Consider the following 24189-nt stretch of genomic DNA (forward strand, 5'->3'; position numbering starts at 1 on the left):
CTTCAGGAGAACCCCCATGAGCAACGCAAACAACACGTCCCTCCAGCAGTACGAGGTCTGGTTCCTCACCGGCAGCCAGCACCTGTACGGCGAGGACGTCCTCAAGCAGGTCGCAGCGCAGTCGCAGGAGATTGCCGCCGCACTGAACGACTCCTCCGATGTCCCGGTCAAGGTGGTCTGGAAGCCCGTCCTCACTGATTCGGAAGCCATCCGCCGCACCGCGCTGGAAGCGAACTCCGACGATTCCGTCATCGGGGTGACCGCCTGGATGCATACGTTCAGCCCGGCCAAGATGTGGATCCAGGGCCTGGACCTGCTGCGCAAACCGCTGCTGCACCTGCACACCCAGGCGAACGTCGAGCTGCCCTGGGCGGACATCGATTTCGACTTCATGAACCTCAACCAGGCCGCCCACGGCGACCGCGAGTTCGGCTACATCCAGTCCCGTCTGGGCATCCCCCGCAAGACCGTGGTGGGCCACGTGTCCAACCCGGAGGTCACCCGCCAGGTGGGCGTCTGGCAGCGGGCGTCCGCGGGCTGGGCCGCCGTCCGCACCCTGAAACTGACCCGTTTCGGCGACAACATGCGCAACGTGGCCGTCACCGAAGGTGACAAGACCGAGGCCGAGCTCCGCTTCGGCGTCTCGGTGAACACCTGGTCCGTGAACGAGCTCGCCGACGCCGTGCACGGCGCTGCGGAGTCCGACGTCGACGCGCTCGTTGCGGAGTACGAGCGCCTCTACGACGTGGTCCCCGAGTTGCAGGCCGGGGGAGCGCGGCACCAATCGCTGCGCTACAGCGCCCGGATCGAACTCGGCCTGCGGAGTTTCCTGGAGGCCAACGGCTCGGCCGCGTTCACCACCTCCTTTGAGGACCTGGGCGAACTGCGCCAGTTGCCCGGCATGGCCGTGCAGCGGCTGATGGCGGACGGCTACGGCTTCGGCGCCGAGGGCGACTGGAAGACCGCCATCCTGGTGCGCGCCGCCAAAGTGATGGGTGCAGGACTGCCCGGCGGAGCTTCGCTTATGGAGGACTACACCTACCACCTCGCCCCCGGCCAGGAGAAGATCCTGGGTGCGCACATGCTGGAGGTCTGCCCGTCGCTGACCGCCACCAGGCCGCGCGTCGAGATCCACCCGCTGGGCATCGGCGGCAAGGAAGATCCCGTCCGCATGGTGTTCGACACCGACGCCGGCCCCGGAGTAGTGGTGGCGCTGTCCGACATGCGCGACCGTTTCCGCCTTGTGGCGAATGCCGTCGACGTGGTGGACCTGGACGAGCCGCTGCCCAACCTGCCGGTGGCCCGGGCCCTGTGGTCTCCCAAGCCGGACTTCGCCACTTCCGCCGCGGCCTGGCTCACCGCCGGCGCGGCGCACCACACGGTGCTGTCCACCGCCGTGGGCATGGACGTGTTCGAGGACTTCGCCGAAATTGCGAAGACCGAACTGCTGACCATCGACGAAGGCACCACCATCAGGCAGTTCAAGAAGGAACTGAACTGGAACGCGGCCTACTACAAGCTGGCTGGCGGGCTGTAGGGGCTACTCCGCTGTCCGCTCATCCCTCCGAGGCGGGGCGGGCAGCGAGGATGACTTTGGCTTCCTTGGATTCCGTACCCCGGCGGTATCCGACGTTAACGGTCTGGTCCGGGTTCTTGCCGCGGAGTTCGGCGAGCAGGTCCTCGGGTGAGGCCAGTTCCTTGCCGTCCAAGGAGACAAGGAGGTCCCCGGGCCGGATGCCCGCACGGTCCGCGGGTCCGCCGTCCACCACCGAGAGCACCAGGGCACCGCGGGTGTTTTCGAGTCCCAGCGTGTCTGCGATCTGTGAGGTGATCGCACCCGGGCGGACGCCGATGAAGGCGTGGTCCGCGGTCCCGTCCTCGCGCAGCTGCTCGGCCACCCGGACGGCGGTCGCCGCGGGGATCGCGAAGCCCAGCGCCACCGCCCCGGACTGCGGCGGGATGTACGCCTCACTGATGCCGATCACCTCGCCCCGGGCATTCACCACGGCGCCGCCGGAGTTCCCGGGGCTGATGGCCGCATCAGTCTGGATCAGGTCCACCAGCGACTGGCTGCTGGCCGCCGAGCCCGGGATCTCGCGGTGCAAGCCGGAGATGATTCCCGCCGTCGCCGTGTTTTCGAAGCCCAGCGGCGAGCCGATCACGATTGCCAGTTCGCCCACCCGGGGGAGTTCGGACTGGAACTTCGCGGCAGGAAGCCCCGTGCGCTTCGCCTCCACGAGGGCCAGGTCCGAAATGGCATCCGTGGCCTTGACGGTGCCCGCAACCCGCTGGCCGTCAGCAAAGGCGATCTCCACGTCGGTGTTGCCCCGCACCACATGCTCGTTGGTGAGGATCAGTCCCTCCGCCGTGAAGACCACGCCGCTGCCCAGCCCGCCGTTGGTGAGCACCGTGACAACGGACGGCTGGACATTCTCCACGATGGACGGGATGTCCGCGGCGGCCTGCGGCGTGCCCGGCTGGGTGGCAAGGGCTGTCCCGGAGGAGCCTTGAGCTGTGGATACTGCAGTTGACGAGGCGGAAGGGGCCGGGCGCTGGTCTGCCCCCGTGCATCCGGCCATGCCGGAGCCAAGGATTGCCAACACGGTCAGGGCTACACCGGCCCGGACGCCCGCCCGGACACGGGTTCCGGCTCGCGATGAGATCATCGGACTCCCTTTCGCTGGCCTGGTCTTCAGAGGCGCCGGTCCCGCAGATCCGGGCCCTTAAAAAGTAGCCCGCCGGCCCATGGGGGCCATAGGTCCGGAAGTCCCCTCTTGACGTCCGGATGATGAACGCTAACAATTGTTTTCTATAACGTTGTAGAAGATGAGAAAACGAGGATGTTTACGTGAGCACTAGCGAATCTGCCGCAGGCAAGACAACTGCCAAGATCACCCTGGACCCGGCCTTCACCGTGGGGCCGGTCCGGCGCCGCACCTTCGGCGCGTTTGTGGAGCACCTGGGCCGCTGCGTCTACACCGGCATCTTCGAGCCGGGCCACCCCAAGGCTGACGGGGACGGCTTCCGGACCGACGTCCTGGAACTCACCCGCGAGCTGGGCGTGTCCACGGTGCGCTATCCGGGCGGGAACTTCGTCTCCGGCTACCGCTGGGAGGACGGCGTGGGGCCGGTGGAGCAGCGGCCGGCCCGGCTGGACCTGGCCTGGCACTCCACCGACCCCAACCATGTGGGCGTGGACGAGTTTGCCAAATGGTCCGCCAAGGCCGGCGTCGAGCCGATGATGGCGGTGAACCTGGGTACCCGCGGGACCCAGGAAGCCCTGGACCTGCTCGAATACTGCAATATCGACGGCGGCACCGCCTTCTCCGACCAGCGCCGGGCCAACGGGGCCGAAAACGGCTACGGCATCAAAATGTGGTGCCTGGGCAACGAGATGGACGGCTTCTGGCAGATCGGCCACAAGAACGCCACCGAATACGGCCGGCTCGCCGCCGACACCGCCCGCGCCATGCGGATGGTGGAGCCCGACCTGGAGCTCGTGGCCTGTGGCAGTTCCGCTCCGAGCATGCCCACGTTCGGCGAGTGGGAGCGCGTGGTCCTCACCGAAACCTACGACCTCGTGGACATGATCTCGGCGCACCAGTACTTCGAGGACTTCGGCGACCTGCAGGAGCACCTCTCATCCGGGCATCGGATGGAGGCGTTCATCAAGGACATCGTGGCGCATATCGACCATGTGAAGTCGGTCAAGAAGTCCACCAAACAGGTGAACATCTCCTTCGACGAGTGGAACGTCTGGCACATGAGCCGCGACGAATCGAAGTCGCCCGCCGGCAAGGACTGGCCGGTGGCGCCCGTGCTGCTTGAGGACCGGTACACCGTGGCGGATGCCGTGGTTGTCGGTGATCTCCTCATCACGCTGCTCCGCAACACCGACCGCGTCCACTCCGCCAGCCTGGCGCAGCTGGTCAATGTGATTGCCCCGATCATGACGGAACCCGGCGGCCGCGCCTGGAAGCAGACCACCTTCCATCCGTTCGCCCTGACGTCGGAGCACGCCAGGGGCACGGTGCTGCAGCTCGCCGTCGAGTCCCCGCTGCTCAGCGGCGGCAAGACCGCGGACTTCGCCGCGCTGTCCGCCGTGGCGACCTTCGACGCCGAGTCGGGTGAAGCCGTGGTGTTTGCCGTGAACCGTTCGGCCGCGGACTCGCTCACGTTGAGCGCCGCCGTCGCCGGGCTGGGCAACGCGAAGGTCATCGAGGCGGTCACCTATGCCAACAAGGACCCGTACTGGCAGGCCACGGCGGATGACTCCACCTCGGTGCTGCCCGGCGAAAACGTCAGCGTAAAGCTCGACGGCGGCCGGCTCACCGCCGAGCTCCCCGCCGTCTCCTGGAGCATGATCCGCCTGGCCGTCGACGGGGCGGCCAGCTAGTCCTCGAGCAACGCCGGGTCAAGGTGGACGGGGGCGTCCAGGTCGCGTGTGCAGACCAGGACGTCCCCTTCCACATGCAGCCGTGCCGCGTGGATGCTGGTGCGCTGCTCCCGGACAGCCCGGGCCGGATCCGCCAGGCCGTTGGCCATCTCGGTGTCCTGCCATTCCGGATGCGTGAAGTAGAAGATGTAGGCGTGGCCGCCCTGGGTGACCACATCCGCGTGCCGCCCGTACGTGGCGTCGTCCGCGCCGGCGCCGGGTGCATCCAGGATGAGGCCGTTGCCGGCTTCCTGCCGGGTCCAGGCCAGGCCATCGGCCGAGCGGTGCACGGCCTGGCCGCGCCACTCGTCCACCACCATCCAGTACCAGCCGCCAAGCCGGAACACGTTGGGACCTTCGTGGGCGGGCAACCCGATCACCTGGCCTTCGGCGCGCCAATGGCCTCTTGAACCCGTTTCTTCCGACACCGCCGACCAGGTGGTGGAGCCGTCCACCTCGTCCTTGAACCAGAGCCGCGGGCGGCCGTCCGCCACCACCGCAAACGCTGCGTCGATGACGTTCTCGGAGCCGACGTCCACCCGGCTTTCGAACTCCCACTGCTCCAGGTCGGGGCTGGTGAAGTGCACAAGCCGACGCCTCGTCTGCTCGGCCCAGGTGCCCGGAGCGCCCGCGCCCCAGGTCAGGAACATGTGATACTCGCCGTCGTGCCACACGACTTCGGGGGCCCAGTGCGTGTTAAGCCCGGGGGAGTCTTCCGGATCGAGGCCCTCCACCACGCCGCGGTACTGCCAGGACGCTCCGGCGTCGGCGGAGACGGCGATTCCGATCCGGGTGCCGGTGATCCAGTCCACGCCGCCTGTGGTGAGGGTGGCGCGGCGGGCCGTGTAGAACATCCACCACTCGCCGGTGCCGCGGCGGTGGATGACAGTGGGATCGGCGGCGCCGTCGAACACCGGGCAGCGGAAGAGGGGGGACGTGGCAGGCGGCATGGCTGTTCCTTCGGGACTCGCGGGCGGAGGGCCGGTTCGGATGCTGCGGCCGGGCTCATTCTATAACGTTGTATAAGTCGTGGACAGGGCAAAAACCGTGCCGGTCTGCAACGATGTAGCTGAAGATGTTGCCGGGAAGGGAATCACCTGTGGCTGTGACCATGAATGACGTTGCGCGCGCCGCCGGCGTCTCGTTGAAGACCGTGTCCAATGTGCTCAACGACTACGAGTTCATCCGGCCGGCCACCAGGCAGAAGGTGCTGGATGCCATCGCGGAACTGGGCTACGAAGCCAACCTGACGGCGCGAAGCCTGCGCTCCGGGAAAACCCGCATGCTGGGGCTGGTGCTGTCCGACCTCTCCATCCCGTATTACGCGGAACTCGCGTCCCGGCTGATGACCGTTGCGGCCGGCCGCGGCTACCGCGTCCTGGTGGAGCAGTCCGGGGCCACCGCCGCGCACGAGCTGAGCGCGCTCCAGGGCCCGTTCCGCCAGCTCACGGACGGACTGCTGTTCACCCCGCTGACCCTCGATGCCGGGACCATCGCCGCGCACCGGGGCGCCAAGCCGGTCGTCATGCTGGGAGAGCACATCGCGGATCCCCGGTTCGATCTCGTGACCATGAAGAACGCCGAAGCCGCGGCGGCAATCACCGGCCATCTCCTTGCAGGGGGCCGGCGCCGCATCGCCGTACTGGGTGCTGCGGCAGGAGACACGGCGGACAGTCCGGGCCTGCGCCTGAACGGCTACCGGCAGGCATTGGATGCTGCGGGAGTGGAATTCGATCCCGCGCTGGTGGTGCAGTGCGACTGGCGCCGCGATGCCGGCGCCTCCGCCGTCGGCGGCCTGCTCAACAGCGGCACCGGGTTCGACGCCGTTTTCGGCCTGAATGACACCGTGGCGCTGGGTGCCCTGCACGAGCTCCTGATTCGCGGAATCAAAGTACCGGACGACGTTGCGGTGGCAGGTTTCGACGACATCGACGAGGCCCGTTTCGCGTCACCGTCCCTCACCACGGTGTCGCCCGGCATGGCGGAAATCGCCGAGCGATCCATCAAGTTACTGATCGACAGGATCGAAGGCGCGGAGCCGGCCGAGGAAGGCCTTCGGGTCGAGGCCGGCTTCGAGTTGAAGGTCCGGGACTCGGCGCCCTAGGGCCAGCCCCGACCGGACCGCCGGCGCGTAACGTACGGCTAATTAGCGCACTGTTCTTCATCGCCTTCGTCAAGGACCCGCGCACGCACTTCGTGCCCATGCAGATGGCTATGGCGAAGCAGGACACCCTGGCCGTGGAGTACCTCAAGCACACCGGCTCCGCCCTGGCCGCGGTGCCGCCGGGCACCAGGCCCGGCGGCTTCATCGGAGAAGGCCTCTTCAGCTGACGCTTGCAGAGGCCACAGCTGAAGCGGGCCGCTCCGCCCCGGCGAGGTAGGCGAACAGCTGACGCAGCCCGTAGCGCCAGGGCGGCAGTTCCTCGGCTGCGCCCACTGTGTTGACCAGGGCTCCCAGATGGCTGCTGCGGATGGTGACCACGTCCCCCATCTTGTGGGTGAAGCCCTGCCCGGGTTCGTCCCGGTCCTGCGTGGGCGCGAACAGTGTGCCCGTGAAGAGCGCGAACCCGTCCGGGTACTGGTGGTGCCTGCCGAAGGTCGCGGCCACCAGCTCCTCGAATGGACGGCTGATCCGGGCCACCGTGTTCCGACCTTCGAGCTGGTACCCGTCCGTACCCTCCACCCGGAGCAGGATCTCTTCCTGCCGCAGGGTCTCGAGGGTGAACCCGCCGTCGAACAGCCGGATCAGCGGCCCCAGGGCGCTGGAGGCGTTGTTGTCCTTGGCCTTGCCCAACAACAGGGCGCTCCGCCCTTCAACGTCGCGGAGGTTCACGTCATTGCCGAGTGTCGCACCCACCACCTTGCCCGCGGAGGTGGCGATCAGCACGAGCTCCGGCTCCGGGTTGTTCCAGGAAGAGAACGCAGGAATTCCGACACCGGCACCCAGGCCGACGGAGGACAGCACGGGCGCCTTGGTGAAGACCTCGGGGTCGGGGCCGATGCCCACCTCGAGGTACTGCGACCACAGCCCTTCGGCGATCAGTATCCGCTTGGCTTCGGCGGCCTCGGGGGAGCCCGGCCGGACCTCGCCGATGCTGCCGCCCAGCGCCTTGCCCACAAGTTCACGCATCTCGGTGGCCCGGCCTGCATCCCCGCCGCAGCGCTCCTCGATGACGCGCTCGATCATGCTGTCCACGAACGTCACCCCGCAGGCCTTGATGACCTGGAGGTCAACGGGCGCCAGCAGGTGCGGACGCGTTGTGTCCTGCGCCAGCGAGGCGCTGACGACGTCCGCCGTCTTCCACCGAGCCTCCGTCATGGCTGCACGGACCTCCGCCGCGGGCTCCGGGCGTTCCATCAGCTCCGACACCGTGCCGGCGAGATGCTGCAGGTCGAACACATCGCCGCCCCGCACCCCCACGACCCGCGGACCGGAGGTTTCCACATCCCAGAGACGGCCGATGAGGAGCGCGTCCTCCGCATCCTCCGGAAGGACTGCGGCGACCCGCGCCGGCAGCGCCGTCACAGCTGGCCGTCCGGCCGTGCGGACGGCCGCCGCCAGGCGCCGTCGACCCTTTGCGGGACGTTCCACGGGTTCGCATCCCGCAACGGCTCCGGCAGCCGCTGCTCCGGAAAAGACTGGAAGGCCACCGGCCGCAGGAACCGCCGGATGGCGGCCGTCCCCACGGAGGTGGTGCCCGACGTCGTGGCCGGGTACGGCCCGCCGTGGTGCTGGGCGTAACTGACGGTCACCCCCGTTGGCCAGCCGTTCCAGAGCAGGCGCCCGCTGATGTCCGCGAGCCTGCCGGCAAGTTCGGCGACGTCGTCCTCCGGTTCGGCCTGCAGGGTGGTGGTCAGCTGGCCTTCCAGGAGCCCGGCCAGGGCGGCGAGTTCGGAGTCGTCGCTGTACTCCACCACCAGGCTGGCCGGCCCGAACATTTCCTGGCGGAGGATGCCGGGGTCCCGGCGGACGGCGTCGGCCGTGGTCAGCAACACCGTGGGTGCCGGCGCCTCAGCGAAATCGCCGTCCACCAGCACCTGCACGCCTGCCGTGTCCCGCAGCCCGGCAACTGCCTGCCGGAACCCTTCGTGCAGCCGTTCGCTGAGCAGCTGCGCCGGAGCGAAGTCCGCGAGGGCGTTCCGGAGGCTGTCCCGGACCTCGTCAGTGTGCCCGGCGGGGATGAAGAGCACGCCCGGCTTGGTGCAGAACTGACCCATTCCCAGCGTGAAGGAGCCGGCGTAGCCGCCCAGGATCTCCGCGCGGCGTGCGGACCAGGCGTTGCCGGTGACGAAGACGGCATTGATGCCGCCCAGTTCGCCAAAGAACGGGATCGGTTCGGGCCGCGCAGCTGCACGGTCGAACAAAGCCCGGCCGCCCGCCGTCGAACCCGTGAACCCGATGGCCTTCACCAGCGGGTGGTCAACCAGTGCCTCCGCAGCCTGGCGGCCGGTGACCAGGGAGAAGAGGCCCGACGGCGCCCCGGCGCCCTCGAGAGCCGCGGTCACCGTTTCGGCGGTGCGGACCGCAAGTTCCTGGTGTCCGTCGTGCGCCTTGTGGACGACGGCGCAGCCGGCCGCCAGGGCAGACGCGGAGTCACCGCCCATCACGCTGAAGGCGAAGGGGAAGTTGGACGCCCCGAAGACGCCCACCACGCCGAGCGGCACGTTGTAGCGGCGGAGGTCGGGCCGGGGTCCCATGCCCCAGGCGGCATCGTCATGGTCGATCGTCGCGTCGAAGTGCTCGCCGCGGCGGATCTCGTCGGCGAAGAGCCTGAGCTGGAAGACAGTGCGCTTCAGCTCGCCCTGGAGCCGGGGTTCGGCGAGATGGGTCTCCGCGGCCGCGACCTCCACGAGTGCCGCGGCGTCGCCTTCCAGGCCTGCGGCCACCGCTTCAAGCCAGGACGCCCGTGTTCCGGGACCTGCCAGGCGGGCTTTCTCGAAGGCTGCGTGGGCGGCCTCTACGGATGCGTTCAGCTGGCCGGCGGTGGTATTCATCGGCCGGCCCCGGCAGGTGCAAGGCTCGCGCCGGTGACGGCGGCACGGTTGCCCACTTCAAGCCACCCCGGGCCGGAGGGGAATTCCCAGCGCGTCCGGGAAGCGCTGAGCATCTCGGCCCCGGTGCCCGGGCGTTCCGGGGCGGCATAGCGTCCCCCAACGATCCGCACCGGTTCGGCGAAGTGTTCGTGCAGGTGGTCCACGTATTCGATCATGCGGCCGTCCTGGCTTCCGGTGATGGCGGCGTAGTCGAAGAAGGAGAAGTGCTGGACCAGTTCGCACAGGCCAACGCCGCCGGCATGCGGGCAGACCGGGACGCCGAACTTGGCGGCGAGTAGCAGGTTGGCGATGTTCTCGTTGACGCCGCCCACCCGGGTGGAATCCAGCTGCAGGACGTCGATGGCCCCTGCCTGCAGCAGCTGCTTGAACACAATGCGGCTGGCTACGGCCTCGCCGGTGGCGACGCGGACCGGGGCTACTCCCTTCCGGATGTCCGCATGGCCCAGGATGTCGTCGGTGCTGGTGGGCTCTTCGATCCAGTAGGGATTGAACTCGGCCAGCTGGTTGACCCATTCAATCGCCTCGGACACTTCCCAGCGCTGGTTGGCGTCGATGGCGATGGGCAGGTTGCCCACCGCCTGCCGGGCGAGGGCCATGCGGCGGCGGTCGTCAGCGATGTCGCCGCCCACCTTGAGCTTGATCATGGAGAAGCCGGCGGCGGCGGCCTCCTTGCTGAGCCGGACGAGCTTCTCATCGCTGTAGCCCAGCCACCCCGGCGAGGTGGTGTAGGCGGGGTAGCCATCCGTCCTGAGGGAGGCGATCCGTGCGGACTTGCCGTCCTGGCCTGCCCGGAGGATGTCCAGCGCCTGCTGCGGGTTCAGGGCGTCGCGGATGTGGGTGAAGTCCACGACGTCCACGATCTCTTCCGGGGACATTTCGCTCAGGAGCAGCCAGAGCGGCTTGTTTTCGCGGCGGGCGCGGATGTCCCAGAGCGCGCTGACCAGCGCGCCGGCCGCCATCTGGGTGACGCCCTTTTCCGGGCCGAGCCAGCGGAGCTGCGAGTCGTGGATGAGTCGCTTGGAGGCGCTGCCGAGGTCGTAGATCAGTTCGTCAATGTCCCGGCCCCGAAGCAGCTCAGCGTACGAGTTGATGGCCGCCGTGAGGATTTCGCTGCCGCGGCCGCAGCTGAACACAAAGCCGTGGCCCTCATCGCCCGCATCGGTGCGGATGACGACATAGGCGGCGGAGTAGTCGGGGTCAACATTGACCGCGTCGGACCCATCGAGCTCCAGGGACGTGGGAAAGCGGACGTCCTGGGTGGTGATGGAAGTGATGGAAGGCATGGATCTCTTCTCTCGGATTGATCTGAAAGGGTGGAGTGATTTCCTATATGAATTTCCATAATCATATAGGAGCTGTGATCCAGATCAAGCGCCGATGACAAAAAAGAGCCCCGGCCGAGGGGCCGGGGCTCTGGAGCTAATCCACGATGTGCCGCCTGGGCGGGCCGCCGTCCTCGAGCGGTGCGAGGTCTGCGTGGCCTTCGAAGGCCTGGGCGAAGCGGGCAAACGAGTTCCGGATGTGCTCCGCCATGGCCGCTTCGGCCTGTTCGGGCTGGCATGCCTTGATGGCTTCGCGGACGGCCGAGTGTTCCGCGACGGTGATGGCGCCGTCGACGTCGGCCGGGTAGAGGCGGAAGGTGTGCAGGTGGCAGTGCGTCTGGGCGAAGGCGTGGCGGACTACGGTGTTGCCGGCGGCGGCCAGGATCGTGTCGTGGAAGCGGGTGTCATGGGCCACCAGGTCCTGCCGCAGATCACCTGCGGACGTCATGGCGCCGCGGAACGCCGTAATTTCCTTCTCGAGCGCGGCGGAGGGATTGGCCAGCCGGTCGACGGCTGCCGAACGTGCCGCCCAGGGCTCCACCAGCAGCCGGAACTCGAAGAGGGAGCGGAGTTCGGCCAGATCCAGCAGCGGCGTGGTGCTGTAGCCCCGGCCGGGGTTGTAGACCACCAGGTTGTCGCCTTCGAGCCGCTGCAGCACTTCGCGCACCGGCGTCTGCGATACGCCCAGGTTCCGCGAGACGGCATCGATGTTGATCCGGGTGCCGGGTGCGATTTCGCCTTCGAGGATGGAGGCGCGCATGGACGTATACACATCGCTGACGGCCGCTTTGCCGCGGGAGATATCGGAAGACTGACGTGGGGGCACGCGCTGACCTCTTAGTGCTGGTTGGGTGTGTTGTTCGGGTGGGAGTCGCTGGGGGAATCATATTCCACCGGGCCATCAGTCGCTCCGGCGGAGAGCTGTTTCGGGTGATTTCGAGGGGGGCTTGATCCGGATCACATTTTCTATATGATTAACCAGATTCCTATATGATTTTGGCATCGATATCTTCGGTGTCTTCCCCCGGCGCCACAAGCGCCCGAAGCCATGTTCACGTCGAAGGAGACCACATGACTGCGCTCGGAAGTAAAGTTGCCAGTACGTCATCCCCAAAAAATCCCCGCATGATGACCCGGAAGCGCTGGGTCATCATCTGGCTTGCCTTCATCGGGCTGAGCATCAACTACCTGGACCGCTCCAGCCTCAGTGTTGCCCTGCCCTTCATGGGCAAGGACTTCGAACTGACCGCCACCCAGCAGGGCCTGATCTTTGCGGCCTTCTTCTGGGCCTACGACTTCTGCCAGCTGGCGGCCGGTTGGTACGTGGATAAAGTCGGACCCCGCAGGTCGTTCTCCTTGGCAGCACTCTGGTGGTCCGTCTTCACCATGGTGACCGCCGCCGCGACGAACTTCTGGTCGCTGTTCGCGGCCCGCTTCCTCCTGGGTGTCGGCGAAAGCCCCGCACCCAGCACTGCCGCCAAGGTGGTGGCCACCTGGTTCCCCGTCCGTGAGCGGGCTTTTGCCACGAGCATCTGGGACTCGGGTTCCCGCGTGGGGGCCGTGATTGCGCTTCCCATCGTTACCCTGATCGTGGCGCTGACCTCGTGGCACGCAGTGTTCATCATCATCGGCATCGCCGGCGTGATCTGGGCAGCCGTCTGGTGGAAGGTGTACCGCAGCCCCCAGGAGCACCCCGGCGCCAACGCCGCCGAAGTGGCGTACATCGAAGAAGGCGGCGCCCGCGGCGAAGGCAGCGACGACGCCAACGCCGCCAAGCTCCCTTGGCGCTCGCTCTTCAAGTACCGCACCATCCTGAGCATGATGTTCGGCTTCTTCTGCCTGAACAGCGCCATCTACTTCTTCATCACCTTCTTCCCGAGCTACCTCGTGAAGGAACGCGGATTCGACCTGCTCAAGCTGGGCTTCTTCGGTGCCATCCCCGGCATCTGCGCGGTGCTGTGCGGCTGGCTGGGCGGATACCTGGCGGACCGCGCAGTCCGGGCCGGAGCATCCGTCACCAAGGTCCGCAAAACCGCCATCGCGGGCGGCCTCGCAGGCGGCTCCGTCATCATGTTCGCCGCCCTCGTGCCGGAAGCCTGGATGGCCCTGGCGCTGCTTTCCGTTGCTTACTCAAGCCTCACCGTCGCCGCGACCGGCATCTGGTCGCTGCCGGCGGACGTTGCCCCGAGCTCCAAGCACGTCGGATCCATCGGCGGACTGCAGAACTTCGCCTCCAACCTGGCCGGAATCTTCACCCCGATCCTGATCGGCGTGCTGGTGGACCAGACCGGTTCCTTCGTCGCCCCGCTGGCGGTCATCGGAGCAATCTCGCTCGTGGGTGCCGCCAACTACCTCTTTGTCATGGGCAAGATTGAGCCCCTGAAGGTCAAAGAGCCCGTAGCCGTGGTGTAACCGCCGGCAACAGTCGTCAACCGCGTGGCGGCGGCAACCCGGAGGGGTTGCCGCCGCCCTTTTGCCTTTGGCCAGGGACCTTTCCCGATGCAGACCACCTACACGTGGACAGGTTCCGGCTGCGGTGCCAGGGCGCGCAGGACCCCCGTGGCCGGTCAGGTCGCTGTGTTGGCGAGTTCAGCCTCCAGGCGTTCCACGTCGGCCCGGTGGCACAGTTCGGTGGCAGGCGTCATGACCGTGGCGCTTCCGGCGGCCACTGCGGCCCGGAAAGCCGCTTCAAGCGGGCGCCCTTGGGCGAGCCGGAGCACAAAAGCGGCGAGGAAACTGTCCCCGGCCCCCACCGTACTGACCACCGGCACGTTCGGCACGGTGAGACGGATGAGGCCGGATTTCGACGCGAGCAGGGCTCCGGACCCGCCGAGCGTCAGGGCGACGTGTTCCGCTGCCCCGTCAGCCACGAGGGCGGATGCGGCGTCCACCTGGCTCTGCTCACTGTCGAGGGCGGCGCCGAAATGCGCCCCCAGTTCGCGCAGGCTCGGCTTGACCATGAACACTCCCGCGGCCAGCGCCTGGGTGAGTGCCGGCCCGGAGGCGTCAACGACGCAGTGGGCACCGGACTGCCGCGCCAAGCGGGCAACCCGCGCATAGAAGTCGTCCGGAACTCCCGGCGGAAGGCTGCCGCTGGCCACCACATAGCCGCCCGCCGGCATGGACGCGGCAACAATGTCCAGGCAGGACTGCCACTCCGGTTCCCTGAGTTCCGGGCCCTGGAGAACGAACCGGAACTGTTTGCCGGTGGACGTCTCATCAACGGTGAAGTCCTGGCGGGTGCTCCCGTGGATGGGGACCGCCAGCGTCGGGATGCGCTCCGCTTCGATCAGCCGCCGGTAGGCTTCCCCCGTGGGCCCGCCTGCCGTGTATACCGCCAGGGTTTGTCCGCCCAGTCGCTGGATTACCCTCGCCACGTTGATACCGCCGCCGCCCGGGTCGAGGCGGCTCGCGCCGCACCTGAGCTTGTGGCCGCTGCTGACCTGTTCGGTTGAGGTGCTGATGTCCAAGGCCGGATTCACCGTCAGGGTGAGAATCGGCTTACTGCCCAACTGCTGCGAGGCGTCCATGGCCCCAGCATAGGAGACGCGGGGACGTGAAGGGCTGACGGCAGCCCGTCCCTACTGCCAGACTGTTGCTGATGCAGGCATTCTTCGACGGACTCCTCAACGCCAGCCCGGTACTGGTGGCCTGTGTTGTGTTCGCGCTCGTTTTCGCCGAGGACGCCCTCTTCATCGGCTTCGTCATTCCCGGCGAAACCGCGGCGGTGGTGGGAGGTGTGATCGCCGGCAAGGGCAGCATCCCGCTCGCGGTGATGATTGCCGTGGTGGTCTCCGCCGCGATCCTGGGCGACACGGTGGGGTATGAAATCGGCAAGCACCTGGGCCCCCGGCTGATGTCGCTCAAGACCTATGACCGGAAGCGCCCCCAACTGGAGAAAGCCCAGGAGTTCCTGAAGCGGCGGGGCGGCCCGGCCATCTTCCTTGGCCGGTTCACCGCCTTCTTCCGCGCAGTGATGCCGGCACTGGCCGGGTTGAGCGGCATGCCCTACCGGCGCTTCGCGCTGTGGAACATCACCGGCGGCGTGCTGTGGGGGAGCCTGTTCGTGACCCTCGGATACCTTGCCGGGAACCTGTACGACGAGGTGGCACACACCGCCGGAAGTGCTGCCGCCATCGTTGTTGCCGCAGTGGCAGTCGGCGTGCTGGTCACATGGCGGATCCGCCGGCACCGGCAGGCGACGGATGCAGACAGCAGCGCGCATCCACAATCGTGACCCCCAGAGCGTTGACTACTCGCCACGGATGGCCGGGCAGCAGAGGCAAGGGTGGATCCTAGGCCGCGGTGAATAGGGCCCAGTCAGGGAAGGGGTCCACCGGTGGTGGTGGCCGGGTCTTTCCGGGGCCGGGGGCAGGGGTGGCGCCGTCTACACCGGCAAGTGCTTCGGGCCAGTCGGGTGGTTCCCACTCCGGTTCCCACCCGGGGTCCTCGCTTGTGTGGCCGTCGTGGTCCGCGGGGCCGTGGGCGGCGGTTAGTGCGTCGGGCCAGTGGGGTGGTTCCCAGTCCTGTTGTTCGCTGGGGTAGGAGCGTCCTGCGGGTGAGATCCAGCCCGGTGGCTGGTCCCGGGTGGCGCCGATCGGCCGCCAGGCTGTGGTGTGTTTGAGCCGGTGGTGCTTCCGGCATGGCTGGCCCAGGTTGGTGATGCCGGTGCCGCCACCGTCGGACCAGGCCAGCAGGTGGTCCGCTTCGTTGTCCAGGGAGTGGTTGGTGCAGCCGGGAAAAGGGCAGCGGCCGTCCCGAAGCCGCAGCCATTGGCGCATCGCCTTCGGGACCCGGTAGCTGCTGCGTCCGATCTCCAGCGGCGCCCCGCTGCGCGGATCGGTCAGCACACGCAGGAACGATCCGGCGCCATCGGCGACAAGCCGGCGGGCCATGCCCGGCGGAACCGGACCGTACCCGTCCAGGGTGGCCGGTTCCGTCCCGGCGCCCAGAAGCGAGAACACCGGCACGGTCACCAACACCTGTGCCTTCGGCGACGGAACACCCTCGGCGACGCCGGCGATGAGCCAGTCAGCGGCGACGTCCGCGCGGAGCTGGGTCAGGGTCCGGGACTCGGCCGGCCCCTGCAGGGCACGCGCCGCTTCCGTCGCACGGGCCCACACACCCGCCGCCACGTCCGCACTCACGTAGGCCGAGAGCCAGGCCATCCCGTCCCGGTCCGGGGCATAGTCCAGCCGACGGTCCTCCACGCCCTTGCGGTGGCGCGCTTCGATACTTACCGGATGGTGCCGCTCACGCCAGCTCCGCGCCTTGGCCCGGAACCTGCCCGGCACCAGCTCCCCGGCCGGGCAGCCCCGCGCAGCAAAAGGAGCTTCGGGGTCCAGGAAATGCCCCTCCAGGGCAGCAGCCGCGACCGGGTCAAGACCGGATGTTTCATCACACATCACCCGCGCATGCTGCCACGAAATGCCCCCGGCCCGCAGCGCGGACAGCGTCAGGGGCAACCGGGTGGTCAGGGTGACTGAGTCCGCCAGTAACGCCGCTGCCGATCGTTCACTCACCGTCAGGGCACACGCCACCTCCGCTGTCACTGCCATGTCCCGGGCCGTGCGCTCCTGCGGGGAAACGGCCGGGGCCGCCATGGCCGCGGCTGCGGACGCGTACCCGGCGGCGAAGTGCACTTTCAGCGCGGCCAGCATGGCTTCCATGCTGCCCGCCTCAGCCATGCCGTCCAGGCACGCGTCCGCTTCGTCCCGAAGAGGATTGGGACTCGAGGCCGCGCGTCCGGCCACGCGACCGGCGAACGCAGCCAAGGCAGAAAGGGAGGCCGCCATGCCCTCCAACGTCTCCGCCACTGCTTTGCCGTCCATACCCACAGCATGCCAGCAGGCACCGACAAAAAACCCCGGACAATTAACCCCGCTTCAAAGCCACCCCGCTTCAAAACCGCAGGCAGACGAGGCGCGTTCGCAGGGCATCACGGGCCCCCGCGAGCTGAGCGCGCAGCGCCCGCCACCTGATTTCGTGCCGGAGCGTGCCGAACATTACACCACTTCGACTTAGTTCGTTGTGGTGTATCGGGAATAAGGGTGCGATGGTGTAGGTTGCATTCCCGTCAGGGCAAGAACATCAGAAAAGAGAAACACCCAAAGTGGCAACCGATTACGACGAAGTACGATCCGACGTCAAGGAATCCCAGGAGAACTCCCTGGAGGCGCTCCAGTCCGCCAACGCACCCGACGCGCGAAGCGTTGTCCGGGAACTGGATGAGACAGACGCATTGGACGACGGCATGGTCCCCGGCGGCGAGTTCGTCGCCGAGGAACTGGTGGTCCAGGTTATCCCCCAGGCGCAGGATGAATTCACCTGCTACTCCTGCTTCCTGGTCCGGCACCGGTCCCAGATCGCCCGCGAAAAGAACGGTCACGCCTATTGCGTTGATTGCGAAGGCTAAGGGCCGCCACGCCGTCTCCCGCTGTCCCTGAACCGGGAGACGGGCCCCGGAAATCTCACGGAAACGTGACCGGCCTACTGTGGTTACACAAGCAGTACGTTGAAGGGATTTTCGATGCACCTGATGCCCCGTGAGCAGGAAAAGCTCATGATCGTGGTCGCCGCAGACCTTGCCCGGCGCCGCCAGGCCCGCGGCCTGAAGCTGAACTTCCCTGAATCCGTGGCAGTCATCAGCTACGAGCTGATCGAGGGCGCCCGGGATGGCCGGACCGTCGCCGACCTCATGAGTTACGGCACCACGCTGCTGACCCGGGACGACGTGATGGAGGGCGTGCCGGAAATGATCCACGACGTCCAGATCGAAGCCACGTTCCCGGACGGCACCAAGCTCGTCACTGTCCACGATCCGATCCGGTAGGGCAGGCCATGATTCCAGGCGAGTATGTTCTCGGATCCACGCCCGTGGTGATCAACGCCGGACGCGACGCGATCGACGTCGTCGTTGTTAACACCGGTGACCGGCCCGTTCAGGTGGGCTCGCACTACCACTTCGCTGAAGCGAACGCCGCCCTTGAGTTTGACCGCGCCGCTGCCTATGGCCGCCGGCTGGACATTCCGGCGGGCACTGCGGCCCGGTTTGAACCGGGGGACAGCAAGACCGTCCGGCTGATCGAGCTGGCGGGCAGCCGCGAGGTGTACGGCCTTAGCAACGCGGTCAACGGCACGCTGGCCCCGGCTGATCCCAAAGCAGGAAAGGCGGTAGCCAAGTGAGCTTCGACCTGACCCGCAGGCAGTACGCGGACCTCTACGGCCCGACGACGGGCGACTCCATCCGCCTCGCGGACACCGAACTGTTCCTTGAGATCGAAAAGGACCTCACCGTCTACGGCGAGGAAGTGGTGTTCGGCGGCGGCAAGGTGATCCGCGACGGCATGGGCCAGAACGGCCAGGCGGTCCGGGAAGAAGACGTGCCGGACACGGTCATCACCAATGCCGTCATCCTGGACTACACCGGCATCTACAAAGCGGACGTCGCGATCAGGGACGGCCACATCTTCAAGATCGGCAAGGCCGGCAACCCGCAGATCACCGACGGCGTGGACATCGTGATCGGCGCCAGCACCGAGATCATCGCCGGGGAGCGCAAGATCCTCACCGCCGGTGGTGTGGACACGCACATCCACTTCATCTCCCCGGACCAGGTGCCCACCGCGCTCACCAGCGGCGTGACCACCATGGTGGGCGGCGGAACCGGGCCGGCGGAAGGCACCAAGGCCACCACCGTCACGCCCGGAAAATGGCACATCCAGCGGATGCTGCAGGCCACCGAGGGAATGCCCATCAACATCGGGCTGTTCGGCAAGGGCCACGCCTCGGCCGTCGAACCGCTGGCCGAGCAGATCCGGGCCGGCGCCATCGGACTCAAGGTCCATGAGGACTGGGGTTCCACCACGTCCTCGATCGACAACTCCCTGAAAGTGGCGGACGAATACGACGTCCAGGTGGCCATCCACACCGACACCCTCAATGAATGCGGCTTCGTGGAGGACACCATCCGGGCCATCGCCGGCCGGGTCATCCACACCTTCCACACCGAGGGCGCCGGCGGCGGGCACGCCCCGGACATCATCAAGATCGCCGGGCTGCCCAACGTGCTGCCCGCCTCCACCAACCCCACGCTGCCGTACACACGCAACACCATCGAAGAGCACCTGGACATGCTCATGGTGTGCCACCACCTCAACCCGGACATCCCGGAAGACGTGGCGTTCGCCGATTCCCGCATCCGTGCCGAAACCATCGCCGCGGAAGATGTCCTGCAGGACCTGGGCATCTTCGCCATCACGTCCTCCGATTCCCAGGCCATGGGCCGGGTGGGGGAGGTGATCACCCGCACCTGGCAGGTGGCGGACAAGATGAAGAAGCAGCGCGGCGTGCTGAAGGACCCTGCCGGGCGTGAGCACGGTGCGCCCAGCGGTTCCGGTGCGGACAGCGACAACTTCCGGATCAAGCGCTACGTGGCGAAGTACTCCATCAACGCCGCCATCGCGCAGGGCATGGCCGACTCCATCGGCTCGGTGGAGGAAGGCAAGTTCGCGGACCTGGTGCTCTGGGACCCCGCGTTCTTCGGGGTGAAGCCGGAACTGGTGCTCAAAGGCGGCCAGATCGCTTACGCACTCATGGGCGACGCCAACGCCTCGATCCCCACCCCGCAGCCGCGCACCATGCGCCCCATGTTCGCAGCGTTCGGCAAGGCGGTGCAGCAGTCCTCCATCACCTTCCTGTCCCAGGCCGCCATCGACGCCGGGGTGCCGGAGGAGCTGGGCCTGCAGAAGGTCATCCGGCCTGTGTCCGGGATCCGCACGCTGTCCAAGGCGGACCTCAAGTTCAACGACGCCACGCCGGACATCCAGGTGGACCCGGAAACGTACAATGTGACGGTGGACGGCGAGGACGTCACGTGTGAACCGGCGGACGTTCTGCCCATGGCCCAGCGCTACTTCCTCTTCTAAGATCCCGACCCCCGGAGCCCCCACGTGATCATCGAGAATATCCTCGGCAACCTGCACGAGCTCCCTGCCTCGGAGGCCGGAGCCTTCGCCGGGCTGCACCAGGAAAAAGTGGTGCTGCCCAGCGCCCAGCTGGTGAAGCGGATCCAGCGCGTCACCACGGACCACGGCAAGGAACTCGGCATCCGGCTGCCCGCCGGTTCCGGGGACCTGCGCGACGGCGACATCCTGCACGTGGCCGAAACCAACATGATCGTGGTGTCCGTGCTGCCCACCGACGTCCTGGTGGTGGCGCCCCGGACCATCCACGAAATGGGCGTGGTGGCGCACTCGCTCGGCAACCGGCACCTGCAGGCGCAGTTCTTCGACGCCGGTTCCGAATATGCGGCCGAGGTCATGGTGTGCCAGTACGACCACACCGTGGAGGACTACCTCAAGCACGTCGGTGTGCCCTACGACCGCCAGGAACGCGTGATGCCCGTCCCCTTCCGCCATGCCGAACACAGCCACTAGCTACCAGCTCGCGCTGCAGCAGCTGACCGACTCCGCGTTGCCCACCGGGGCGTTTGCGCACTCGCTTGGCTTCGAGACCTACATTGAGCGCGGCCTGGTCCACGATGAGGCGTCCTTCGGGGTGTGGCTGTCCGCGTTCGTGGGGCAGCAGCTCACGTACTCCGACGGCCTGGCAATCCGCTTCTTCTATGACGACGGTTCCGTTGCGGAACTGGACGCACTGCTCACGGCGCAGCTCCTCCCGCGTCAGTTGCGGGAGGCGAGCACCAAGATGGGCACCCGGCTGCTGGAGATCGGCTCCGAGGTGTTCCCTTCCCCGGAGCTGGCCGACTACCGGGCGCTGGTGGGTGCGGGCCGGGCCGCCGGCCATCAGCCGCTGGCGTTCGCCGTCGTCGCCCGTTCCCTTGGGGTGCCGCTCGCAGAAGCGCTCGCCGCGTACCTTTTCGCCGCCGTCACGTCGCTGACCCAGAACGCCGTCCGCGCCATCCCGCTGGGGCAGAACGCCGGCCAGCGGCTGCTGCGGAAAGCGGCCGACGACGTCGCTGCCGCCGTCGAACGGATCGGCCGCCTTGCGCAGGACGACTTCGGGGCAGTCAGCCCCGGACTGGAAATTTCGCAGATGCGGCACGAGCGTCAGCGTGCGCGCATGTTCATGAGCTAGCAGGAGGACACCATGTCTGAACCCATCAAAATCGGCATCGGCGGACCGGTTGGCGCCGGCAAAACGCAGCTCGTGGAGCGGCTGACCCGGCACATGAGCCGCGAGATCTCCATGGCCGCCATCACCAACGACATTTACACTATCGAGGACGCCAAGATCCTGGCCGCCAACGGCATCCTGCCCGAGGACCGGATCATCGGCGTCGAAACCGGCGGCTGCCCGCACACGGCCATCCGCGAGGACACGTCCATGAACACCGCGGCCATCGAGGAGCTCAAGAAGCGCCACCCGGACCTGCAGGTCATCTTCGTGGAATCCGGCGGCGACAACCTCTCCGCCACATTCAGCCCCGAACTGGTGGATTTTTCGATCTACATCATCGACGTGGCCCAGGGCGAGAAGATCCCGCGCAAAGCCGGCCAGGGCATGATCAAGTCGGACCTCTTCATCATCAACAAAACCGACCTCGCCCCGCACGTCGGCGCGGACCTCTCGGTGATGGAGCGCGATTCGAAGGAATTCCGGGGAGAGAAGCCGTTCTGCTTCACCAACCTGAAGACAGACGAAGGCCTCGACGCAGTCATCGAATGGGTGCGGCGCGACGTCCTGATGCTCGACCTGGCGCAATGAGCACGACGGCGGCCGTTCCTGCCGCGGTTTGCGCACCGATGGGGGAGCTCGAGCTCGTTATCGCTGACCGTGCCGGACGCTCCGTGGCCGCGCATCAGTACCATCGGGGCGCCTTGCGGATCCTACGGCCCCACTACTTGGATGACTCCGGGCAGGTTTGTTATGTCCTCGTGAATCCGGGCGGGGCCTACCTTGGGGCCGATCTTTACGTCATTGACGTGGAGGTTGGGGACGGGGCGAAGCTCCTGCTGACCACCCAGTCCGCCACGAAGATCTACCGGACTCCCGGGTCCTTTGCCGAACAGCGGATGAGCCTGCGGCTGGGGGAGGGGGCACTGTTGGAGCTGGCCCCGGACCAGCTGATCGCGTACCGGGAGGCCAGCTACCGGCAGAACACCCGCATCACCGTGCGGCCGTCGTCGAGCCTGGTGATGGCGGAAGTGGTCACGCCGGGGTGGTCTCCCGACGGGTCGTCGTTCCGGTACGAGGAACTGCGGCTCCGTAATGAGATCCGGGTGGAGACCCCCGAGGGTACCGGGCTCCTGGCCCTCGACAACCTGTTGATCCGGCCGCCCCTCAACGACGTCACCGGCATGGGCTTCATGGAGGGCTACAGCCACCTGGGTTCGCTGGTAGTGGTGGACGCCCGGGTGGACCAGGCACTGGCCGACGAGCTCCACGCGCTGACTGCGGGGCACGATGCCTGCACCGGAGTGTCACTGACTGCATCCGTCGGCGGGACCACCGGCCTGGTGCTGCGGTCGCTCTCCAACTCGACGGAGGAACTCAACCGTTTGCTGGGCGCCTGCACCGCCGCGCTGCGGGAGCGCTGGTACGGGCAGGCTCCCCTGAACCTGAGGAAATACTGATGGCCACGCTGACCGGGTTCGCCGCGATGTACCGGGAGCGGGAGCAGTTGCCGCTCCGGACCCGGCTGCTCTTCGCCTTTGGTGCGGTGGCCGCGCTGCATCTTTCCGCCGTCGTACTGTTGCTTGTCAGTTCGGCGGGTGCCGTGCAACCGCTGGGGTTGGGGCTGGGGCTGGTGCTCACCGCGTACCTGGCGGGCATCAAACACAGTTACGACTGGGACCACCTCGCTGCGATCGACAATTCGACGCGGAAGTTCGTGGCCCAGCACAAGGACCCCGTGAGCGTCGGGTTCGCGTTCAGCCTGGGCCACAGCTCGGTGGTGATCCTCGCCGGAGTCCTGGTGGTGGGCGGCGCCGCCATGGCGGGCCAGTTCATGGAGGACGGCACCACCGGAAACCTGGTGCTGGGCCTGATCGGCAGCGGCGTCTCCGGGCTGTTCCTGCTGGCCATGGGCCTGTTCAACGGCTCGGCGTTCCTGCAGGCAGCGCAGGCCTACCGGAACGTGCAGGGCGGCGGCGAGCTGCGGGAGGGAGACCTTGACGCGAAGGGATTCGTGGCACGCCTGCTGGCCAAACCGCTGTCCAGTGTCCAGCGGCCGCGCAACATCTACGTGATCGGCTTCCTGTTCGGACTGGGTTTCGATACCGCCACCACCATCGGGCTGCTGGTGATGGCGACGGCGGCATCCCTCGCCGGAGTCTCTCCGCTGGCACTGCTGGCGCTGCCGCTGGCGTTCACCGCGGCCATGACCTTGTGCGACACGGTCAACGGTGTCGCCATGATGCGGATGTACCGGTCAGCCATCCACAATCCGCAGCGCAAACTCGGGTTCAACGCCCTGATCACCGGGATCTCTGCCGTGTCCGCACTGTTCATTTCAGCCATCACCCTGGGCGGCTTCTTCAATGCGGCCTTTGGCCTGGAGGATCCCCTCACCACCTGGCTGGGCGCCGTGGACCTGGGCGAGGCCGGACTGCTGCTGGTGGCCGGCCTGCTGGCGGTGTGGGGCGTTGCGGTATGGCGCGGACGGTTGAAAGGCGCTTCAACGGCCGCATAGCTTGCCCGCCGGGCGGCCCGCGACGCACCCCATGACGCATGCCGGAGCGGGTGGCAGGATAGGACGCATGGAACTGCACATCACAGGGGACCCCGCGGCGGACAAGCTACTCAGCGATGACGCGTTCGCGCTGCTCACCGGAATGCTGCTTGACCAGCAGGTGACCATGGAGTCGGCGTTTGCCGGACCTGAAAAGATCCGGACGCGGATCGGTTCCATGGACCCTGCGGCGATCGCCGGGTACGACCCGCAGGAATTCGTCGAGATGTTCAAGGAGCGCCCGGCCGTGCACCGCTTCCCCGGCTCCATGGCTGGCCGCGTCCAGGCGCTCGCGGAGACCGTTCACCAGGATTGGAACGGGGACGCCACGGCCATCTGGACGCAGGGTGACCCCGACGGGCCGGAGGTGCTGCGCCGGTTGAAGGCCCTGCCCGGATTCGGCGAGCAAAAGGCGAAGATCTTCCTTGCGCTGCTGGGGAAGCAGTGCGGACTCACAGCTGATGGCTGGCGCGAAGCGGCCGGCCACTACGGCCAGGAAGACGCCTACCTGTCCGTGGCGGACATTGTGGATCCGGAGTCGCTGGTCAAGGTGCGCGCCAGCAAGCAGGCCGCCAAGGCCGCTGCCAAGGCCGCGAAGACCGCCGGGGACTGACCTTCGCCCATTGACCGCCCGGCGTCCGGAAGCGTACTAGTTGGGGAAGCCAACTACGAAGGCGGGACCA

The 24189-nt window shown here is 67.2% G+C and carries 23 protein-coding genes; 15 read left to right on the forward strand and 8 right to left on the reverse strand.

All coding sequences use genetic code 11. The annotated features are described in order from the left end of the window. The first annotated feature begins 16 nt into the window (after positions 1 to 16). Complete coding sequence (gene araA, locus ACSQ12_RS01260; RefSeq protein WP_436064008.1) at positions 17 to 1537, forward strand: L-arabinose isomerase; 1521 nt, start codon at positions 17 to 19, stop codon at positions 1535 to 1537. 19 nt (positions 1538 to 1556) lie between these two features. Here araA and ACSQ12_RS01265 read toward each other — a convergent pair whose 3' ends face one another. Further along, entirely contained in the window at positions 1557 to 2666 is a 1110-nt protein-coding gene (locus ACSQ12_RS01265) for a S1C family serine protease (protein WP_436064009.1), read from the reverse strand. A 182-nt stretch (positions 2667 to 2848) separates the two neighbouring features. On the opposite strand from ACSQ12_RS01265, the gene arfA reads away from it, so the two are divergent. Next, entirely contained in the window at positions 2849 to 4396 is a 1548-nt protein-coding gene (arfA, locus tag ACSQ12_RS01270) for an arabinosylfuranosidase ArfA (protein ID WP_436064010.1), read from the forward strand. Here arfA and ACSQ12_RS01275 read toward each other — a convergent pair. Continuing rightward, the gene (locus tag ACSQ12_RS01275) at positions 4393 to 5385 is read right to left on the reverse strand and encodes a family 43 glycosylhydrolase (protein WP_436064011.1); all 993 of its coding nucleotides are present in this window, start codon (positions 5383 to 5385) and stop codon (positions 4393 to 4395) included. The genes arfA and ACSQ12_RS01275 overlap by 4 nt on opposite strands. Before the next feature lie 149 nt (positions 5386 to 5534). On the opposite strand from ACSQ12_RS01275, the gene ACSQ12_RS01280 reads away from it, so the two are divergent. Beyond that, entirely contained in the window at positions 5535 to 6539 is a 1005-nt protein-coding gene (locus tag ACSQ12_RS01280; RefSeq protein WP_436064012.1) for a LacI family DNA-binding transcriptional regulator, read from the forward strand. Between the two features lie 219 nt (positions 6540 to 6758). On the opposite strand, the gene ACSQ12_RS01285 is transcribed toward ACSQ12_RS01280, so the two are convergent. The 4 genes from ACSQ12_RS01285 to ACSQ12_RS01300 form a co-directional block, all read right to left on the reverse strand. After that, positions 6759 to 7961 carry a fumarylacetoacetate hydrolase family protein gene (locus ACSQ12_RS01285; protein ID WP_436066904.1) on the reverse strand — a complete coding sequence of 401 codons (1203 nt, stop codon included), beginning with the start codon at positions 7959 to 7961 and terminating at the stop codon, positions 6759 to 6761. Beyond that, complete coding sequence (locus tag ACSQ12_RS01290; protein ID WP_436064013.1) at positions 7958 to 9430, reverse strand: aldehyde dehydrogenase (NADP(+)); 1473 nt, start codon at positions 9428 to 9430, stop codon at positions 7958 to 7960. Before ACSQ12_RS01290 ends, ACSQ12_RS01285 begins: the two co-directional genes overlap by 4 nt. Then, entirely contained in the window at positions 9427 to 10773 is a 1347-nt protein-coding gene (locus ACSQ12_RS01295) for an L-fuconate dehydratase (RefSeq protein ID WP_436064014.1), read from the reverse strand. The genes ACSQ12_RS01290 and ACSQ12_RS01295 overlap by 4 nt, the downstream gene beginning before the upstream one ends. A gap of 136 nt (positions 10774 to 10909) precedes the next feature. Continuing rightward, complete coding sequence (locus ACSQ12_RS01300; RefSeq protein WP_436064015.1) at positions 10910 to 11638, reverse strand: GntR family transcriptional regulator; 729 nt, start codon at positions 11636 to 11638, stop codon at positions 10910 to 10912. Between the two features lie 299 nt (positions 11639 to 11937). Here ACSQ12_RS01300 and ACSQ12_RS01305 point away from each other — a divergent pair, with 299 nt between their 5' ends. After that, the gene (locus ACSQ12_RS01305; RefSeq protein WP_245198863.1) at positions 11938 to 13224 is read left to right on the forward strand and encodes an MFS transporter; all 1287 of its coding nucleotides are present in this window, start codon (positions 11938 to 11940) and stop codon (positions 13222 to 13224) included. A 155-nt stretch (positions 13225 to 13379) separates the two neighbouring features. Here ACSQ12_RS01305 and ACSQ12_RS01310 read toward each other — a convergent pair whose 3' ends face one another. Next, positions 13380 to 14342 carry a 1-phosphofructokinase family hexose kinase gene (locus tag ACSQ12_RS01310; RefSeq protein ID WP_436064016.1) on the reverse strand — a complete coding sequence of 321 codons (963 nt, stop codon included), beginning with the start codon at positions 14340 to 14342 and terminating at the stop codon, positions 13380 to 13382. 71 nt (positions 14343 to 14413) lie between these two features. Between ACSQ12_RS01310 and ACSQ12_RS01315 the strand changes: the two genes are divergently transcribed. Continuing rightward, complete coding sequence (locus ACSQ12_RS01315; RefSeq protein WP_436064017.1) at positions 14414 to 15049, forward strand: DedA family protein; 636 nt, start codon at positions 14414 to 14416, stop codon at positions 15047 to 15049. A gap of 58 nt (positions 15050 to 15107) precedes the next feature. On the opposite strand, the gene ACSQ12_RS01320 is transcribed toward ACSQ12_RS01315, so the two are convergent. Further along, the gene (locus ACSQ12_RS01320; protein WP_436064018.1) at positions 15108 to 16643 is read right to left on the reverse strand and encodes a DUF222 domain-containing protein; all 1536 of its coding nucleotides are present in this window, start codon (positions 16641 to 16643) and stop codon (positions 15108 to 15110) included. Positions 16644 to 16924: 281 nt separating this feature from the next. On the opposite strand from ACSQ12_RS01320, the gene ACSQ12_RS01325 reads away from it, so the two are divergent. The 10 genes from ACSQ12_RS01325 (at position 16925) to ACSQ12_RS01370 (ending at position 24119) form a co-directional block, all read left to right on the forward strand. Beyond that, positions 16925 to 17227 carry a DUF4193 domain-containing protein gene (locus tag ACSQ12_RS01325; RefSeq protein ID WP_028270561.1) on the forward strand — a complete coding sequence of 101 codons (303 nt, stop codon included), beginning with the start codon at positions 16925 to 16927 and terminating at the stop codon, positions 17225 to 17227. A 114-nt stretch (positions 17228 to 17341) separates the two neighbouring features. Further along, complete coding sequence (locus tag ACSQ12_RS01330) at positions 17342 to 17644, forward strand: urease subunit gamma (RefSeq protein ID WP_436064019.1); 303 nt, start codon at positions 17342 to 17344, stop codon at positions 17642 to 17644. A gap of 8 nt (positions 17645 to 17652) precedes the next feature. Further along, a complete protein-coding gene (locus ACSQ12_RS01335; RefSeq protein ID WP_436064020.1) occupies positions 17653 to 17997 on the forward strand; it encodes an urease subunit beta in 345 nt (114 codons plus the stop codon). Next, complete coding sequence (gene ureC / locus ACSQ12_RS01340) at positions 17994 to 19739, forward strand: urease subunit alpha (protein ID WP_436064021.1); 1746 nt, start codon at positions 17994 to 17996, stop codon at positions 19737 to 19739. Before ACSQ12_RS01335 ends, ureC begins: the two co-directional genes overlap by 4 nt. 24 nt (positions 19740 to 19763) lie before the next feature. After that, a complete protein-coding gene (gene ureE / locus ACSQ12_RS01345) occupies positions 19764 to 20249 on the forward strand; it encodes an urease accessory protein UreE (protein ID WP_436064022.1) in 486 nt (161 codons plus the stop codon). After that, complete coding sequence (locus tag ACSQ12_RS01350) at positions 20230 to 20910, forward strand: urease accessory protein UreF (RefSeq protein WP_436064023.1); 681 nt, start codon at positions 20230 to 20232, stop codon at positions 20908 to 20910. The genes ureE and ACSQ12_RS01350 overlap by 20 nt, the downstream gene beginning before the upstream one ends. 12 nt (positions 20911 to 20922) lie before the next feature. Then, on the forward strand, positions 20923 to 21540 hold the full coding sequence (gene ureG, locus ACSQ12_RS01355) for an urease accessory protein UreG (RefSeq protein WP_209741595.1): 618 nt from the start codon (positions 20923 to 20925) through the stop codon (positions 21538 to 21540). Continuing rightward, on the forward strand, positions 21537 to 22409 hold the full coding sequence (locus tag ACSQ12_RS01360) for an urease accessory protein UreD (RefSeq protein ID WP_436064024.1): 873 nt from the start codon (positions 21537 to 21539) through the stop codon (positions 22407 to 22409). The genes ureG and ACSQ12_RS01360 overlap by 4 nt, the downstream gene beginning before the upstream one ends. Next, positions 22409 to 23467 carry a HoxN/HupN/NixA family nickel/cobalt transporter gene (locus tag ACSQ12_RS01365; protein ID WP_436064025.1) on the forward strand — a complete coding sequence of 353 codons (1059 nt, stop codon included), beginning with the start codon at positions 22409 to 22411 and terminating at the stop codon, positions 23465 to 23467. The genes ACSQ12_RS01360 and ACSQ12_RS01365 overlap by 1 nt, the downstream gene beginning before the upstream one ends. Positions 23468 to 23534: 67 nt before the next feature. Then, positions 23535 to 24119: an HhH-GPD-type base excision DNA repair protein gene (locus ACSQ12_RS01370; protein WP_209741593.1), complete on the forward strand. Its 585-nt coding sequence runs from the start codon at positions 23535 to 23537 to the stop codon at positions 24117 to 24119. Positions 24120 to 24189: the final 70 nt, after the last annotated feature.

It is taken from the genome of Arthrobacter sp. LjRoot14, assembly GCF_964253905.1.
GTDB lineage: Bacteria > Actinomycetota > Actinomycetes > Actinomycetales > Micrococcaceae > Arthrobacter.